Annotated in this window: 18 protein-coding genes and 2 tRNA genes; 8 read left to right on the top strand and 12 right to left on the bottom strand. The window is 63.0% G+C overall.

The window, feature by feature from the left end:
• Positions 1 to 2: 2 nt before the first annotated feature.
• The 4 genes from EN808_RS06085 to EN808_RS06070 all read right to left on the bottom strand — a co-directional run bounded on the left by EN808_RS06085 (position 3) and on the right by EN808_RS06070 (position 4212).
• On the bottom strand, positions 3 to 1190 hold the full coding sequence (locus tag EN808_RS06085; RefSeq protein WP_135915369.1) for an amino acid ABC transporter permease: 1188 nt from the start codon (positions 1188 to 1190) through the stop codon (positions 3 to 5).
• A gap of 62 nt (positions 1191 to 1252) precedes the next feature.
• A complete protein-coding gene (locus tag EN808_RS06080; RefSeq protein ID WP_127871480.1) occupies positions 1253 to 2281 on the bottom strand; it encodes an amino acid ABC transporter substrate-binding protein in 1029 nt (342 codons plus the stop codon).
• Positions 2282 to 2706: 425 nt separating this feature from the next.
• Complete coding sequence (locus EN808_RS06075; RefSeq protein WP_127281049.1) at positions 2707 to 3567, bottom strand: DUF2182 domain-containing protein; 861 nt, start codon at positions 3565 to 3567, stop codon at positions 2707 to 2709.
• A 9-nt stretch (positions 3568 to 3576) separates the two neighbouring features.
• Positions 3577 to 4212, bottom strand: coding sequence for a DUF1326 domain-containing protein (locus tag EN808_RS06070; protein WP_127871479.1), 636 nt, complete (start codon positions 4210 to 4212; stop codon positions 3577 to 3579).
• Positions 4213 to 4557: 345 nt separating this feature from the next.
• Between EN808_RS06070 and EN808_RS06065 the strand changes: the two genes are divergently transcribed.
• The 5 genes from EN808_RS06065 to EN808_RS06045 all read left to right on the top strand — a co-directional run bounded on the left by EN808_RS06065 (position 4558) and on the right by EN808_RS06045 (position 8806).
• The gene (locus EN808_RS06065) at positions 4558 to 5739 is read left to right on the top strand and encodes a cystathionine beta-lyase (RefSeq protein WP_135863838.1); all 1182 of its coding nucleotides are present in this window, start codon (positions 4558 to 4560) and stop codon (positions 5737 to 5739) included.
• A gap of 218 nt (positions 5740 to 5957) precedes the next feature.
• On the top strand, positions 5958 to 7037 hold the full coding sequence (locus EN808_RS06060) for an HPP family protein (protein WP_135863836.1): 1080 nt from the start codon (positions 5958 to 5960) through the stop codon (positions 7035 to 7037).
• A gap of 126 nt (positions 7038 to 7163) precedes the next feature.
• Positions 7164 to 7850, top strand: a complete 687-nt coding sequence (locus EN808_RS06055; protein ID WP_189343624.1) for an RNA polymerase sigma factor — start codon at positions 7164 to 7166, stop codon at positions 7848 to 7850.
• Between the two features lie 105 nt (positions 7851 to 7955).
• Positions 7956 to 8480 (top strand): DUF4142 domain-containing protein, encoded by a 525-nt coding sequence (locus tag EN808_RS06050; RefSeq protein ID WP_135863834.1) that lies wholly within the window; start codon positions 7956 to 7958, stop codon positions 8478 to 8480.
• Positions 8477 to 8806 (top strand): cupredoxin family copper-binding protein, encoded by a 330-nt coding sequence (locus EN808_RS06045; protein WP_189343623.1) that lies wholly within the window; start codon positions 8477 to 8479, stop codon positions 8804 to 8806. The genes EN808_RS06050 and EN808_RS06045 overlap by 4 nt, the downstream gene beginning before the upstream one ends.
• 160 nt (positions 8807 to 8966) lie before the next feature.
• Here the strand turns inward: EN808_RS06045 and EN808_RS06040 are convergent, their stop codons facing one another.
• Positions 8967 to 9857 (bottom strand): crotonase/enoyl-CoA hydratase family protein, encoded by an 891-nt coding sequence (locus EN808_RS06040; RefSeq protein WP_135863832.1) that lies wholly within the window; start codon positions 9855 to 9857, stop codon positions 8967 to 8969.
• A gap of 85 nt (positions 9858 to 9942) precedes the next feature.
• Here EN808_RS06040 and EN808_RS06035 point away from each other — a divergent pair, with 85 nt between their 5' ends.
• Positions 9943 to 10536: a TetR/AcrR family transcriptional regulator gene (locus EN808_RS06035; RefSeq protein WP_135863830.1), complete on the top strand. Its 594-nt coding sequence runs from the start codon at positions 9943 to 9945 to the stop codon at positions 10534 to 10536.
• Here EN808_RS06035 and EN808_RS06030 read toward each other — a convergent pair.
• The 6 genes from EN808_RS06030 to EN808_RS06005 form a co-directional block, all read right to left on the bottom strand.
• A complete protein-coding gene (locus EN808_RS06030) occupies positions 10533 to 11759 on the bottom strand; it encodes an anion transporter (RefSeq protein ID WP_135915368.1) in 1227 nt (408 codons plus the stop codon). The two genes, EN808_RS06035 and EN808_RS06030, sit on opposite strands and share 4 nt — an antisense overlap.
• 149 nt (positions 11760 to 11908) lie before the next feature.
• Complete coding sequence (locus tag EN808_RS06025; RefSeq protein WP_127276645.1) at positions 11909 to 12871, bottom strand: glycosyltransferase family 4 protein; 963 nt, start codon at positions 12869 to 12871, stop codon at positions 11909 to 11911.
• Positions 12872 to 13079: 208 nt separating this feature from the next.
• Positions 13080 to 13868, bottom strand: a complete 789-nt coding sequence (locus tag EN808_RS06020) for a GGDEF domain-containing protein (protein ID WP_127276643.1) — start codon at positions 13866 to 13868, stop codon at positions 13080 to 13082.
• Positions 13869 to 14059: 191 nt separating this feature from the next.
• Positions 14060 to 14281, bottom strand: a complete 222-nt coding sequence (locus EN808_RS06015) for a hypothetical protein (protein WP_127276641.1) — start codon at positions 14279 to 14281, stop codon at positions 14060 to 14062.
• Between the two features lie 284 nt (positions 14282 to 14565).
• Positions 14566 to 14642: transfer RNA gene (locus EN808_RS06010), tRNA-Arg, on the bottom strand.
• A gap of 45 nt (positions 14643 to 14687) precedes the next feature.
• A complete protein-coding gene (locus EN808_RS06005; RefSeq protein ID WP_127276639.1) occupies positions 14688 to 14993 on the bottom strand; it encodes an ETC complex I subunit in 306 nt (101 codons plus the stop codon).
• A gap of 124 nt (positions 14994 to 15117) precedes the next feature.
• Here EN808_RS06005 and EN808_RS06000 point away from each other — a divergent pair.
• Positions 15118 to 15194 (top strand) — tRNA-Pro (locus tag EN808_RS06000).
• Between the two features lie 146 nt (positions 15195 to 15340).
• On the top strand, positions 15341 to 15727 hold the full coding sequence (locus tag EN808_RS05995; protein WP_245464286.1) for a hypothetical protein: 387 nt from the start codon (positions 15341 to 15343) through the stop codon (positions 15725 to 15727).
• Between the two features lie 190 nt (positions 15728 to 15917).
• On the opposite strand, the gene hdaA is transcribed toward EN808_RS05995, so the two are convergent.
• Positions 15918 to 16622 (bottom strand): DnaA regulatory inactivator HdaA, encoded by a 705-nt coding sequence (hdaA, locus tag EN808_RS05990; RefSeq protein WP_127276636.1) that lies wholly within the window; start codon positions 16620 to 16622, stop codon positions 15918 to 15920.

Genomic DNA, 16622 nt, shown 5'->3' with positions numbered 1-16622 from the left:
CTCTACCTCTCCACCAGCGCCATTCTGGCGTTGACCACGTTCATCACGGCCGAGGTCACCAGGCTGAGTATGAGATAGGCGATCATCATGATCAGCACGCCTTCGACCGCTTGTCCGGTCTGGTTCAGAACCGTGCCGGCTGTCGCCGTCAGGTCGGGATAACCGATGGCGATCGCCAGCGAGGAGTTCTTGGTCAGGTTGAGATACTGGCTGGTCAGCGGCGGAATGACGATGCGCATGGCCTGCGGCACCACGACCAGCCGCAGGATCGACCCGGATCGCAGACCAAGCGCTGCCGCCGCCTCGGTCTGGCCCTTGCTGACGCCCCTGATGCCGGCGCGCACGATTTCGGCGATGAAGGCCGCCGTGTAGCAGGATAGCGCCAGATAGAGCGACAGGAATTCCGGTTTGACCTGGAAGCCGCCGGTCAGGTTGAAGGTCGACTGTTTTGGAAGATCAAAGGTCAGCGGAAAGCCGCTCAGCACGTAAGCGAGCAGCGGCAGGCCGACGATCAGCGCGGCGGAAGTCCAGAACACGGGAAATTGCTGGCCTGTCGCCATCTGCCGCTGACGCGCCCTGCGGGCGACGAACCACGACATCGCGATGCCCACGACAAGGGCGACCAGGATCAGCCAGGAGCCGTCGCCCCAGACCGGGCGCGGAAAATAGAAGCCGCGCTGGTTGAGGAAGGAGCCGAAGGGCAGATGATAGGAGTCGCGCGGCGCCGGCAGCACGGCGAGCACGCCGGAATACCAGAAGAAGATGACCAGCAGCGGCGGGATGTTGCGGAAAATCTCGACATAGACCGTGCAGATCTTCTGGATCAGCCAGTTCTGCGACAGGCGACCGATGCCGATGATGAAGCCGATAATGGTGGCGGTGATGATGCCGGCGGCGGCAACGATGATGGTGTTGATCAGGCCGACGACGATGGCGCGGCCATAGGTCGAGTCCGACGTATAGGCGATCGGCGTGTCAGATATGTCGAAGCCGGCGCGCCCCTTGAGGAAGCCGAAGCCCGAGGCGATGTGCAGGCGCTGCAGATTGTCGATGACGTTCTGCACGATCCACCAGATGGAGCCGAACAACAAGACGACGACCAGCGTCTGGAAGAAGAGGCTGCGTATTCTCGGATCATTGACGAAGGAGCCGCGGCTCGGCTCCTCGCGTAGGATTTCCTGCGATGCCATGTCACGTCCCCTGTGAAAGAGAAACCGGAAGGCAGGTGCCTGCCTTCCGGATCACATTTCGATCAGCGGATCGGCGGAGCGTATTGCAGGCCGCCCTTGGTCCACAGCGCGTTGATGCCACGGGCGATCTTCAGCGGGCTGCCCGAACCGACATTGCGGTCGAACATTTCGCCGTAATTGCCGGTGGCCTTGACGATGTTGACGACCCAGTCGTTGGAGACGCCGAGATCGGTGCCGATCTTGGTGTCGGCCTCCTGGCCGAGCACGCGCTTGATCTCCGGGCTGGCGGAGTTCTTCATCTCGTCGACATTGGCCTTGGTGATGCCGAGCTCCTCGGCGTCGAGCAGAGCGAAATAGGTCCACTTGACGATGTGGTACCACTGGTCGTCGCCCTGGCGAACGGCAGGTCCGAGCGGCTCCTTCGAGATGATCTCGGGCAGCACGACGTGATCGGCCGGCGAGCCGAGCGTCAAGCGAATGCCGTAAAGGCCCGACTGGTCGGTGGTGTAGACGTCGCAGCGGCCGGCATCATAGGCGGCGTTGACCTCTTCCAGCTTCTCGAAGACGACCGGATTGTACTCCATCTTGTTCGCCTTGAAGTAGTCGGCGAGGTTGAGCTCGGTGGTCGTGCCGCTCTGCACGCAGACGGCGGCGCCCGAAAGCTGCAGCGCCGAATTGACGCCCGGCAGCTTCTTGGCGTTGATCATGAAACCCTGGCCGTCATAGTAGGTCGTGCCGATGAAATTCAGGCCAAGCGCGGTGTCGCGGTTGATCGTCCAGGTGGTGTTGCGCGACAGGATGTCGACCTCGCCGGACTGCAGCGCGGTGAAGCGCTCCTTGGCGCTGAGCGGCGTGAACTTGACCTTGGTGCCATCACCGAAGACGGCGGCGGCAACCGCGCGGCAGAAATCGGCGTCGATGCCTTGCCAGTCGCCCTTGTCGTCCGGCGCCGAGAAGCCGGCCAGACCGGTCGAGACGCCGCACTGGATGAAGCCCTTCGCCTTGACGGTGTCGAGCGTGCCGGCCGACGCGGCCGACGCCATCAGTCCGAGCGTGGCGACGCCGAGAATGCCGATAGCAATGTGTTTCATAACCCACAGACCCTTTTCTGTTTTTTCAGGCAGTGACCCTGATCTTTTCTCCCGTGTGAACGCAGCTCCCATCCCGGCCCATTCCCGGAACCCCGCGTCGCAAATCGACGCGCCGCCTCCCATTCACGAACAGCATCGAAGGCGATAATTCTCGTGAGGTCAAGGAAAATGACCGAATTGCAACGGGTTTGAAAATCGATTGTCCGAAATGCCTGAATTGCAGACAAACGCGCCCGCGATTTAGTCACAAGCGCGAATTGAATCGGCAAAGCTCATTTGCCGCGGATGTGAGCCGGTTCCGTGAAATCCATTGCCGGCAATACCTGAGTGTTACTGCCTCCAGCACGAAATGCATTGACGTCGCGGAATACCCCCGGCCGGCGATTGCCGGTCAATATTGCTCGTGAACAAAGCCGGTACGCAGGTCAAAGCGCGGGAAAGACGAGCCAGACGCCGATCGCAACCATCAATGCGCCGGAGATGCGCGGGATCAATTGCCCGGCCGGGACCATCTTCTCCAAGAGAACAAGGATGGCGATGCCGGCGATCCACAGGACGTTCATGACACCGCCGACAAACAGCAAGGCCATCAGCGCCCAGCAGCAGCCGAGACAATAGGCGCCGTGGCCGATGCCGAGCCGAAGCGCGCCGGGCGGGGTGGTGCGGAAGCCGCCATGGCTGGCCAGGAATGCGATCGGCGCCTGGCATTGGCGCAGGCAGACGCCCTTGACCGGCGTCCATTGATAGAGGCCGGCGGCGATCAGGACGAGGCCACCGAGGGTCGCACTGTTGGTAGCCATTGCCGGATCAAGCAAGGCGAAATGGGCGAGCACCCATTGCGCGCCGGTGGCCGCGATGCTGAAGACGATCCAGACGATGAGATAGCCGGCAAAAAACCATGCCGTCGACGCGATAGGCTGGCCATCGACCCGTGCCTTGCGGCCGACGCCTGCATAGAGCAGCAACATCGGCGCGATCGAAGGCGTCATCATGCCGACCATCATCACGGCCCACATGGTGAAGATGAAGACGAAATCGGCCGATGCCCAGGTCCTGAAACCCGGCGCCACGGCGGCGCCCATATCCATGCCACCAATATCCGTGTTCGACATGTCCATCCCGGCCATGCCGCCTGCCGCGCCGTCCGCGACGGGGACACCAGGCATGGCCATGTCGGCGGCGAGCCAAAGGACGTAGGTCCAGGCGAGAATGGCAATCACGACGAGCGCGGTCATCACGACCGCGCGGTCGCGCCGCAGCACAGCCTCGAGAGCCGTGTCGCCCATTGGATCAGGTCAATGCACGACGCCGCTCTGCGTGAGATGCAGATTGGCGAAATGGCTGTGCGTGTCGGCCACCTCGAACTTGATCGGGCCGGTCGCCTTGGTCCAGCCACGACCGATCTCGGCGATCGCGTATTCGAAGCCGTGCGGCAGGTCGATGCGCGCCCTGTGCTCGGCACCGGTGACCGGGTTCTTGATCGGCTCGCCATGGCCGTCAGTGACGCCCTTGACATGCAGCCGGCCGGTTCGCGCGTCGACGTCAACCTTGAAGTCGATCGCGGCGAAGATCGGATCGTGGAATTTCTCCAGCGTGGTCGAAAAAACCTGGAATATCGTTGCGCCCGGCTCGGTGTCCTGGCCGCCCAATATGCGAAGCAGAGCTTCACGCTGGGCTTCGCTGGCCCTCTCGTCGATAACCACCGCGGCCTCGCCCCTGCCCTGGTGGATCGCGCCGGGCCAACTGAAAATGCCGACGAACCGCAACCCGTCCAGCTTGGTGTCGCCGTGATGGCCGGTCTCGATCTCCATGCCGGCGACCGCCTGGCAGAATCCGTATGTCGGCATGGCGTTGAACTGGCACGGACAGCCATAGGCGCAATTGCAGTTGATGAATTCGCGCGCCTTCATCGTCCATTTGACGTCAGGCATTGCATTCCTCCCTTTGCCGCGCTCGGTGGGCGCGATACCCGGATTGGGGACCAGGAGAGGTAGCCGGCAAAACCATCCGGCAGCATCTGATCGAAGCAATCCGGCGATTAATATTAGGGCTTGATTATATATCTTTCACAGCCGGCTACAATAGGCCGACCGGCCGGCGACCGGGCTTCCGGCAAGGTACGGCCGCCCTGGTCGGTCCGATTCAGATCAACCCCCAGCTGTTTTCCGGACCCGGGAATTGGCATATTCGAAGTCCATTCCTGGCGGACAGTGGGCTGTTGCACGGTCCACGACGCCGCACTATGGCTAGCGCCTTATCAGACAGGGCGACCAAGAATGGCGAAAGACGGCAGCGAGCAGGGTTCCGGCAAGGTGGGCATCAACACCCGGCTTGCCCATTCAGGCAACAACCCGCACGACTATTTCGGCTTCGTCAATCCGCCGGTGGTGCACGCCTCGACCGTGCTGTTCCCCAATGCCGCCGCGATGGCCGCACGCAACCAGAAATACACCTACGGCACGCGCGGAACACCGACGACCGATGCCCTCGCACAGGCGATCGATGCGCTGGAGGGGTCCGCCGGCACGATCGTGGTGCCATCGGGGCTGGCGGCGGTGACCATTCCGCTGCTCGCCTTCGTATCGGCGGGCGACCATCTGCTGATCGTCGATTCCGTTTATCACCCCACGAGAAACTTCGCCGATACGATGCTGAAGCGATTGGGCGTCGAGGTCGAGTATTATGCGCCCCGTATCGGCGCCGGCATCGCGGCCTTGATCAAGCCGAGCACCAAAGTGGTGTTCACCGAATCGCCGGCCTCCAACACATTCGAGGTGCAGGATATCCCGGCGATCGCCAAGGCGGCGCATGCGGCCGGCGCCATCGTGATGATGGACAACACCTGGGCGACACCACTCTATTTCCGGCCGCTCGACCACGGCGTCGACATCTCGATCCACGCGGCGACGAAATATCCGGCCGGCCATTCGGACGTGCTCCTCGGCACGGTCTCGGCCAATGAGGCCTGCTGGAAGCAGCTCTACGAGAGTTTTTGCACGCTTGGCTGCTGTTCGGGACCCGACGATGTCTATCAGGTGCTGCGCGGCCTGCGCACGATGGGCGTGCGGCTCGACCATCATCAGCGCAGCGCGCTTGCCATCGCCTCATGGCTCGAAAGCCAGCCGGGCGTGGCGCGGGTGCTCCACCCTGCCCTTCCCAGCCATCCGGACCACGATCTGTGGAAGCGGGACTTTTGCGGTTCGAGCGGCATCTTTTCGATCGTGCTGGCCGGCGGTGGCCAGCGGGAGCAGCACGCTTTCCTCGACGCATTGCGCATCTTCGGCCTCGGCTATTCCTGGGGCGGCTATGAGAGCCTGGCGGTGCCGGTCTGGCTTGTCGACCGCGTCGTTGCGAAAGGCCCTTATGAAGGTCCGTTGATCCGCTTGCAGATCGGCCTCGAGGATGTCGACGACCTGAAAGCCGACATCATGCGCGGGCTTGCAGCGGCCGCCGCCTGATCTGTCTGGCCGCCCGGAAGAGTTGGCAGACGGCCACAACACACTGACGCTGATGGCAAAGCGCGAGCCGCTCGCAGCATCCCGGCGAGCGGTCTCGCGCAATATTATTCTCCCACGCCGCGACTTTGCGGATTTGTTTGACTTTCAAATCCGCGAGTTCGGCTCCATTGCGTTGGACAGGGCGTCCGCGCCAAATCCATTTCGTCATAAAGCTTGCCATGGCCTTTCGTCTTTTTGTTCCCATCCTCGCCGGCGCGACGCTGCGTGAACGCGTCCTGGCGTGTATCGGCGCCACGATCGGCATTGCCCTGACCGGCGTGATCAGCGGGCTGGCGATGGGCGGCGGCCCGCATGTGGCCCTGCTGGTGGCGCCGATGGGCGCCTCCGCCGTGCTTCTGTTCGCCGTGCCGGCGAGCCCGCTGGCGCAGCCCTGGTCGATCATCGGCGGCAATTCCATATCGGCGCTGGTCGGCGTGACCGTGGCGCATTTCATCCATGATCCGGTGATGGCCTCGGGTCTCGCGGTGGCCTTGGCGATCGCCGCGATGTCGTTCACGCGCTGCCTGCATCCGCCAGGTGGTGCCGCCGCGCTGACGGCGGTGCTCGGCGGGCCGGCCGTCATCAGCGCGGGCTTCCTGTTCCCGTTCGTGCCGGTGGCCTTGAATTCGACCATCCTGGTGGCGCTGGGCTTCCTTTTCCACAAGCTGGCGCGGCGCAACTACCCGCATGTCGCCGCACCGCCCGCAAACAGCCACGGTACCGCCGATCCGCCGGCTCAGCAGCGCGCCGGTTTCCAGCCCGAGGACATCGACGCGGCGCTGACGGCGCTCGACGAGACCTTCGATATCGACCGCGACGACCTCGAACGACTGCTGCGACAGGTCGAATTGCAGGCCATGGTGCGGTCGCACCGGACGCTGCTGTGCGAGGACATCATGTCGCGCGACGTGATTTCGGTGCCCGAACAAGCCACCACCGACGAAGCACGCCAGCAACTGCTCGATCATAATATCCGTACGTTGCCGGTGGTCGATGCGGATGCCCGGCTGGTTGGCGCCGTCGGCCTGCGCGAGCTGACGAAAGCCGTAGAAACGGTGAAGGACGTGATGGCAAAGGCCGGCACCGCCTCGCCCGAGACGCCGGCGATGAGCCTGCTTCCCGTGCTGACCGACGGCCGCAGCCATGCCGTGGTCATCGTCGACGGCGAGCGGCGCATTCTCGGCCTGATCACGCAGACCGACCTGCTGGCGGCGGCCGCCCGCGTGCAGACGGCAGACAAGGGTCTGGCAGCGGCCTAGAATAGCGGACGTGGATCCCACCGATCTGGGAACCTTTTGCCGGCAGGCGCATCCAACGTGCAGTCAAGCGCCTGTTCGAAGAGGCGCCTGTTCGAAGAGGCGTCTGTTCAGGGAGATCCGGTCGCGATGAGCAAGCTCGCAACGCCCGCCACGGTGCCTATGATTGCCGAAAGCCTTTCCGGCGACATGCTGCTCGTCCACCGGGCGCTGGCGCGCGAACCGGATGCCTTTCGCGCCATCATGAAGATACACAACCAGCGGCTCTACCGCATCGCGCGCGGCATTCTGCGCAACGATGCCGAAGCCGAGGATGTCGTCCAGGAGGCCTATGTCAGCGCCTTCGCCAGCCTTGCGGCGTTTCGCGGCGAATCCACGCTTGCCACATGGCTGTCGCGCATCGTCATCAACGAAGCTCTTGGCCGCGTGCGCAAGAAGCGTCGCACAGTTGGGATGCCTGACAACCCGGAAGCGCAAATCATCCGGTTTCCCCTCAATTCCAACGACGATCCGGAGCGGGCGATGGCGCAGCGGCAGATTCTCGCACTTGTCGAACGGGCGACCGACAGTCTGCCCGACATCTACCGCATGGTCTTCGTCGCCCGCGTCATCGAGGGCCTGAGCATGGAGGAAACCGCCGATTTGCTTGGTGTGCGGCCGGAGACCATCAAGACGAGGCTGCACCGGGCCCGTGTCCTGCTGCGCAAGGCGCTGGACAATGAAATCGGTCCGGTGCTGCTCGATGCCTTCCCGTTCGCCGGACGGCGCTGCGAGCGACTGACCCAGGCGGTGATGGGACGGCTGGGTTTCGAATGATGCCGTCCTGATTTTCCGGGAACGTTTCCTCCCGTCGCGCATCCAATGAGCGTCAACTGAAATTTGAGCCCGGCTCCTCCGCGCGGTCGGGCCAAGGAGGATGCCATGTTCACCCGATATACCGTTGCCCTTGCCGCCCTGCTTCTCGTCGGCGCTGCCCCGGTCGCGCAAGCCGCCGACAAGCCGACGGACCCGCAGATCGCCCATATCGCCTATACGGCCGGCGTCATCGACATCGAGGCGGCCAAGCAGGCGATCAAGAAATCAAAGAGCAAGGAGGTGATCGATTTCGCCAAGGACATGGAGCGCGACCACGAAGCGGTGAACAAGCAGGCGCTCGATCTCGTCAAGAAGCTGAAGGTGAAGCCCGAGGACAACGCCACCAGCCAGGCGCTGACCAAGGCCGCGACTGAGGAACGCGCCAAGCTCGCCAAGCTGAAAGGTGCGGCTTTCGACAAGGCCTATATCGAAAACGAGGTGGCCTATCACAAGCAGGTCAACGGCGCGCTCGAAACGCTGCTCATTCCCTCGGCCAGCAATGCCGAGCTGAAGAGCCTGCTCGAGACCGGCCTCAAGATCTTCCAGGGCCATGAGCAGCATGCCGAACACGTCGCCGGCATGCTGAAATGAAAGCGGGCGCCTTGGACCATCTGGCGGGGCTGGCCATGCTGGCGCTGGTACCTACGCTGACAGCGGCGCCGGCAGCGGCGGCAGCCATCCAGGTCACCATCGAGAAGCTCGTCTTTTCGCCGGCCAGCGTCGATGCGAAGGTCGGCGACACGATCGAGTGGGTGAACAAGGACGTGATCGCCCATACGGCTACGGTGAAGGGTGGCTGGGAGGTGATCATCCCGCCGAAGAAGTCGGCAAGCCTGAATTTGAAGGCGGCGGGAACCATCGACTACTTCTGCCGCTTCCACCCCAACATGAAAGGCCGCTTGGTGGTGGCGCCGTGAGACTGAGAGATCGATGGCGAAAAGACCATTTCGCCGTCGATCGGAATATTAGAGCAAATCCAGGAAAAGTGCGTAGCGGTTTTCCGTCCGGAATTGCTCCAGGTCTATCGGCCACGGCTCTCTTTGAAGGTTCGGTGACTTGTGTTGCTCCCGCTAGACGTCAAGGGCCGTGTGGCGGCGAAGGCGTCCTGGTCCGCGTCCCGCGCCGGTCGATCGCCAACGAGGCTCGCCGCGCCTCATCGGGCCGTGTGATATGGGTCCACGAACCGTCGTAGCTCGGCTTGCGCCGCTCGATCCACGCATTCAGCCCTTCACGCAGGTCGGCGGTCGGAGCCATGCGGGCGAATTGCTCCGCCTCAATCAGCAGTCCCTCGGCAATACCCTGGTTGAGGCCCCTCGCCACCGCCGTGAGAATGCCGGTGACGGCCGGTCCGGAATGCCGCAGGATACGCTTGGCCAGATCAAATGCCGCCGGCATCAGTTCGGCATGCGGCACAACCTCGTTGACGAGACCCAGCTCAAGCGCCCGCGGCGGCGGAAACCAGTCGCCCGTCAACAGCAGTTCGAGCGCCCGCTTGCGCCCGGCCAGCCTCGGCAGGCGTTGGGTTCCACCAAAAGTCGGCGGCATTGCAAGGTTGATTTCGGGCTTGGCGAACAGCGCACGGTCACTGGCGATGGCGAGCGGAACGGCCTCGGTGATTTCGCAGCCACCGCCAAAGGCAATGCCGTTGACGGCAGCGATGACCGGTTTGCGGAACGCTTCCAGCCGTGCCGTCAGCCGCTGCCCGCGCATGACGAAGTCGCGCATTGCGATATCGGCGCCAAGCGCCACGCTGGCCGAGAATTCATGGATGTCGCCACCCGCCGAAAACGCCCGCTCCCCTGCTCCGGTGAGGATGACAACCCGGACGCCGTCATCGACTTCAATGTCGTTGAGAACCGCAAGCAGGCGATCGATCAGGGCATAATTCAGTGCATTGAGCTTTTCGGGACGATTGAGGGTGAGGACGGTAACCCCGTCGCGGGTCTCGCTCAGGACAAGATCGGTCATTTGGCTTCCTTCCAGCTTGTTGACGAGTTGGAAGGTTACGTCGTTCGCACCTTGTGTATATTCACTAGTCGGTATACTTAGACCCATGGCCGAAGCACAAAGCCCCACCCGCAAGCGCCTAGTCGATGCCGCAACCAGATTGTTCTACGCGGAAGGAATCGGCCGTGTCAGTGTCGACGCCGTCGCCGAGGAAGCGGGCCTCACCAAGCGGACGCTCTACTACCACTTCAAGAGCAAGGACGACCTCATCGCAGCCTATCTCGACGGCCGCGATCAGCCCAATCTGAAACGGATGGCCGGCTGGTTCGAAGCCGAGCAAGGGGGCGTGGACAGCAAGGTCGAAGCCATCTTCACCAATCTGGCCCGGGCCACGCGCCATCCAAAATGGAAGGGATGCGGCTTCCTGCGCACAGCTGCCGAGCTTGCCTCGATGCCTGGACACCCGGCGGTCAAGGTCGGGGCGCGGCACAAATCCAACTTCGAGACATGGCTGGCCACGGAATTGTCCGGGCACGATATCGAGAGGCCGCAGGCACTGGCCCGCGAGATCGTGCTGCTGATAGAAGGCTGCTTTTCGATCATGCTGATCCATCGCAATCCCGACTACGTCGAAGCCGCCGGACGAGCCGCGGCGACGCTGGTCAGGGCGCGGATGTCGGTCAGTCAGATGCAGGGCTAGGCCCCGAACGCCAGCCACGCCGTACCGGCGGCGAGCGTGATCAGTGTCAGCGGCAGGCCGACCTTGAAGAAGGCACCGAAAGACAACGGTGTACCAGCGGCCTTGGATTGTTCGGCGACGATCAGGTTGGCGACCGAGCCGAGCAAGGTGAAGTTGCCGGCCAGCGTCGAACTCATGGCCACCACCAGCCAGGCGCGCTCGGGGTTTTCCAGGCCGGGTATGAATGGCCTGAGCGCCAGCACGGCAGGAACATTGCTCATGATGTTGGACAACACGGCGGTGAACCCCGACAGCCTCCAGACGTCGTCGAGCCCGATGTTCTTGGCGGAGGCGATCATGTCAGGCGTCAGCAGCGTCTTTTCCGCGCCGGCAACCACCACGAACAGACCCGCGAACATGAACAGCAGCGGTCCGTCGATCTCATGGTAGATGCGCGATGGCTTGATGGCGCGCGTGAGCAGCAGGATGGCGCCGCCGATGAGCGCCGCCTTGGCTACGGGAACACCGGAGAAGAAGGCGATCGCCAGCCCGATGCAGACGACCACGGCCTTCAGCACCTGGCCACGATGCATGCGGCCGCGCGAGATGTGTGGCGCCAGTTCGCCGTTGCGCCTGAATTCGGCGCGATAGACGATCCGCACAATGACGATGACCGCGACAAGGCCGAACAAGGCGACCGGCGCGAGCGCCGCCGAAAAGGCCGGATAGGAAATCCCCGACAGCGCGCCGATGACCATGTTCTGCGGGTTGCCCGTGATGGTGGCGACGCTGCCGCAGTTCGAAGCGGTGGCGGTGGCGATCAGATAGGGGATCGGATTGCGGTTGATGACACGGGTGACGTGGACGACGATCGGCGCCATGACCAGGCAGATGGCGTCGTTGACCAGGAAAGCCGACAGCACGCCGGTAAGGAGCGTCACCATCACCAGGAGCATGAACGGCGCATGCGCGTGCTCGATGGCAATGGCGCCGAGACCGCGAAAGGCACCCGATACTTTCAGATGCGCCACCACGATCATCATGCCGAGCAGAAGCGTGATGGTGTCGAAATTGATGGCGCGATAGGCATCCTCCATGCTGAGCGCGCCGATGGCGATCATCGCTGCGCCGCCAAGCAGCGCAATGCCCGCGCGGTCAAGCCGCAGGCCAGGGATGCGGCCGATGGCGACGCCGGCATAGGTAAGGACCAGGATCAGCAGTGCCGCGCCGCCCATCAATGTCATCGGTAGAAGCCCTGCTCGATCTGCCCGCGCGCCGATGCCGGCCGCCCGCGATTCACGTGATGCCAGCTTTAGCGCGATGTCGGGATTGATGCCAAACGGCTAGGTGGCTTGTTGGCGGAGAATATCCGAAGGCAGATGGCGCGGTGCGGCTAACGCCGATAGAAATCCAGCCGTTCTTGCAACGCCTGCGATGAAAACATCTGCTCGACGGTCAGCCGCGCCTTGCGGCCGACCGTCGCCCGCAGGCCCGGGTCGGCTTTGAGATCCGCCAGGATCCGCGCCGCCTGTTGTGTCGTTTCGAACAGGAAGCCGTTTTCGCCATGTCTGATGTGGTCGACGTAGCCACCATGCGAATGGCAGACCACGGGCAGGCCGCAGGCCATCGCCTCGAACACCACCCGGCCGAACGTCTCCACATGCGAACCGGTGCGATAGTAGAAGACGTCGAGCGTCGGCAGGAACTGTTCGGCGGCGAATTCACCCTGCGGCAGGAGTTCGAGTTGCGGATGCGGCGCGAGCTTGTCCTTGAGCGGCGTGCCGCCCTGAATACGGACCGCGGTGCCATCGCCAAGCAATGCCTCATAGAGCGCCACATCGTCGCGGTGATGCTTGTCCGCCGTGTCGCGGCTCAGCCGCCCCACCGTGAACGGACCGTTTGGCCTTGCCCGTCGTGGCGAGAAGCGCCCGATATCGATCGGCGAGGCATGGACGACGCCTTCGACCTGCAGCACGCGCCTCTGAAATTCGGAGATCAGCACCAGTTCGGCAGCCGGCCAACGCAGCAGGCGCGGCCTGCGTGTCGTCAGGGCGATGAGCTTGGGATGAAAGGTGTTGAAGACATAGATCAGCCGGCGCGGCCGCGGGATCAGGTAGGGCCACATTTTGTTGCGCCAATGCGCGCCAAGAAAGACATAGGTGCCGCCATCCGGCACATTGCGTGTTGCCGGCGAGACGCGGCGTATCGGAAATTCCTGCATCAGGCCTTCGGATACGCGCGACGAGGTTGCCCACAGGCACACCCGTGAGTCGGCGCCCAAGAGCCGGTACAACTCCAGGGTTTCGCGCTCACTGCCGCCAAACTGGTTCTGAAAGCCGTTGAATAGATGGATCATGGTCGCGGTGCTTACTCGGCTCTAGCCGGGCGTCTCGCCATTCAATTGCCTGCACCCAAGGGCCGTGCTGTACCCGCGAATGGCACGATCGAGGGACTAAGAAGCAGGACTATTTCTGGCGATACTCCGTACATTACTGCCCGGAGGAAGCACACGGATAATCAAGCGTCAAGCAAGCGGTGGGTGTCAGCCTACTACGAGGCTGCCGTCAGTGCAGGGTAGCGGCGCTGGCCGGAGACGCCAGGGAGGCTTCCGCCGGATCGAAGCTGACCTGATCGCGTCCATTCGATTTCGCGGCATAAAGCCGTCTGTCGGCGGCCGAGAATATTGCCTCGTAGGTGGTCGGCCCGCTGAAGCTGGTACCGCCTATGCTGACGGAAAGCGGACAGGAGCGGCCGCCCGGGGAAAAGTCCATTTCGCGTATCCGTCGGCGGATGCTTTCGGCAACCAGCCAGGATTGCGAGGGGTCGACACCGGGAAGGAATACGCCGAACTCCTCGCCGCCGATGCGTCCGACGATATCGCCGCCGCGCAACTGGCCCTTGATCGCCTGCGCGATCAGCTTGAGCGCCTGGTCGCCGCAATCATGGCCGAGGCGGTCGTTGATCGACTTGAAGTGGTCGGCATCGATGATCAGCAGCGCGCCGGAACGGGTCTCTTCCTGCTTGCGGGTCTGCTCGAGATAGGCCTCGACCAGCATAGAGAAGGCGCCGCGGTTCAGCACTGCCGTCAGGCTGTCCGTCGCGGCGATGACACTGAGGTCGCGCTGGGCTATCGCCAGTTGGCGGATCTTCCACATCAGGAAAAACAGAAACGAGCCACCCAGCACCAGGGGCAGCAGAAGGTCGGTCAGCTTCGCGCGCCAGACAGACTCGGGCGAAAGATAGGGGAAATTGAACGAATCGACGAAAAACGCCACGGCAATGAAGAATGCCGTGCCGGCGGCGGTGACGGCGATCACCCTGCCCCAGCTGGTCGGCGACAGGTCCAGCTTCATCCCCTTCACTCCGTTAGCCGTCCCTACTATGACGTGCCAACGCAAACAAAATGATAAGACTTTCCTTTCAATTCGAGATCGGATGGCAGGGAGACGGGATCGGATGGCCGGGGGCGGGCACGATCGCCAACAGGCGGCCGTGCCCCGGTGGTTGAAGGCTCATCGGATTCCTGACAGGGAGAATTCCGAAGTCAGCGGTTGGACGCCTGTCCAGCCGCCTCGACGACGAAGGATGCCGCGATCATGTCGTCGGCATCCAGCCACAAGGAACCGTCGCCGGCCCCCATGATGGCGGCGACCTTGTGAAAGGTTTTCATTTCATGGCCGGAAATTTCGGCATCCTGCATGCGGGCCCTGAGTTCGGCGATGCGCCGCACCAAGGCAGGGGACGTTCCAATCTCACGTTTCGACATGGCCTGGCTTCTCCTCCCCCAACCCATTCTCGTTGTGCCTGCCCTACCCTATTCGCCGGACCGCACATTGCCTTTTCATGAGGCTCCACGAATACAAGGCCCCGAACGCCTGGGCTTGGCCGAGGTTCCAACAGGACAGATCACGAAATAATTCCAGGGCCCCCCGCGCCGGTGGGCCCGAGACTGCCGTTTCAGGCTTCCATTGCACGGCGTCGCGGCACTGGCAGGCAAGGGTGAGGATTGGTTGACCTCGTCAGGTCATGCGGCGTAAGCCTTTGAAATTATGGCGATCCCGACAGGATTCGAACCTGTGACCATCGGCTTAGAAGGCCGGTGCTCTATCCAGCTGAGCTACGGGACCGCTGGCCGGCTCGGGGCCGGTAGATGTTCGCGCTGGGCTAGCCGGTCAATGCGTCCAGGGCGTCCTGCGGTCATAGCGGAAATTCTCCGCATAGGAAATCTGGCGGCGCTTGGGCTCTTTCGGCTCTTCGACGCGGAAGGCAAGCCCTTCCTTTTCGGCGTAGGCGACGGCCTCTTCCTTGGTGCCGAAGGTGAGCCTGATCTGGCTTCTCATGTCTCCCGACGTGGTGTAGCCCATCAGGGGGTCGATCTTCTTGCGCATCTCGGGATCGAATTCCAACACCCAGTGGCCGGTCTTGGCCTTGCCGGACTGCATCGCGGTTTTGGCTGGGCTGAAAATGCGCGCGGACATGGCCACCTCATTGTTGTGCAAGGCGGCATCGCCGCCCTAGGGCCGTCATTACTGCGCATTGGCAGCGGCGGCAAGGTTTTTGCACTTGCCATGTAACACCGAAATGAATAGGCAACAGACCGTTCGGAGTGTAGCGCAGGCTGGTAGCGCATCTGGTTTGGGACCAGAGGGTCGGGAGTTCGAATCTCTCCACTCCGACCATCCCTTCTTATCCCATGCGATCTAGGCGCCCTCGCCGGCGACGAGAGCCGCAATCAAGGCCGCCGTGCTTGTCTTGCCCTTGATTGTCCTCGTTTCGCGCCGGCCAAGGTGCGCGCCTTCATCGACTTCGTGCAATCGCGTCTGGATTGAGCGAGCATCAAGGGCTTTTGGCCAATATTCGGGCTTCATCATTTCAGGCTCGCTTCCCTCGCTATTGCCGGCTTAAACTCCGGCAAAATGGGGGATTTGCGGTGCTTGGGATCGATGCTTGGGTGTCGCTGTTCGGGCCGGCCTATTTTGCCTATGCGGGCGTGACGGTTCCCTTCATGGTGGCGTGGGCGATCGCCTGTGCGGCCTTGGCGATGTGGAACAATCGCGAGAGCCGCGGGCACGCCAGGCTGGCACCAGGCATCGTTGCCTCCCGTTCGTGGGCAGCCAGCACCGGGATTTTTGTGCTGGTCGCGGCCTGCTATATTGCCTCGCATTCAGCCGTCTATCTGTTGGTCCGGCATTTCGTCAGACTTTGGCTGTGATTGGCCGCAAGTGAAAGGCAAGCTCGCCGGGCGAGAACCCCAAGCACCTCATTCCCGGCGAGCCTACAACCTGATTTGGAACGCAATCAGGACCGGGGTCAGCCGGCAAGCTCACGCTGCAAGATGGGTGCCAGCTGTTATTTCCCGAAATGGGACGGCGGTTGCGGAGCGATTGTAACATCGAGGCACTCTAAATCTCGAATTCGCCCTGCCCCTCGTCCATGGCGTTGACGGTTTCGGCCGCCAATGCCCTTGTGATCGCCATCTTGCGCTCCAGCGCGGTGCGATCCAGACGCTCCACCACGCGCATCGCGGTGGCCAGCGAACGCTCGATGCGCCGCACCAGATACTGCACGACATGCGGTTCGACCTCGACCTGCCGGTCGGCGAACAGCTTGGTGATGACGCCGGCGAGCAGGAGATCGTCGGGCTCGTGGATCTCGACGGTCGCCGCCGCCTTCAAACGCGAGGCAAGATCGGGCAGCTTGACGCCCCAGGCCGACGGAAAGCGTCGCGCCGTCAAGAGCAGCGTCGAGCCGGCACCGCGCACGGCATTGATCAAATGGAACAGGCCCTGCTCATCGACCGCGCCGATATCGACATCGTCGATCAGCGCCGGCCGCGCACCGAGATTGGCGATGCTGTCGCCCATGCGCCTGGCGTCGACGGCAAGCGCGTTGGCGCGGGCACGCCAGATCGAGGCCAGGTGCGTTTTGCCCGAACCAGCGGGGCCTGCCAGCACCACCACCGGTGCTGGCCAATCCGGCCAGCGGTCGACCAGCGCGGCCGCCTGGTTGTTGGTGCCGGAGACGACCAGCTCGTCGCGCGAATAACCGGTGCCGTGGCCGAGATCGAGCGGCAGCTGGCGCGGCGGGTCGGTTCGCTGGGCAGTCAC

It is taken from the genome of Mesorhizobium sp. M8A.F.Ca.ET.165.01.1.1 (assembly GCF_004792065.1).
Lineage (GTDB): Bacteria > Pseudomonadota > Alphaproteobacteria > Rhizobiales > Rhizobiaceae > Mesorhizobium.
Note: the sequence above shows the minus strand (reverse complement) of the source record. Positions and strands in the feature narration are given on the sequence as shown.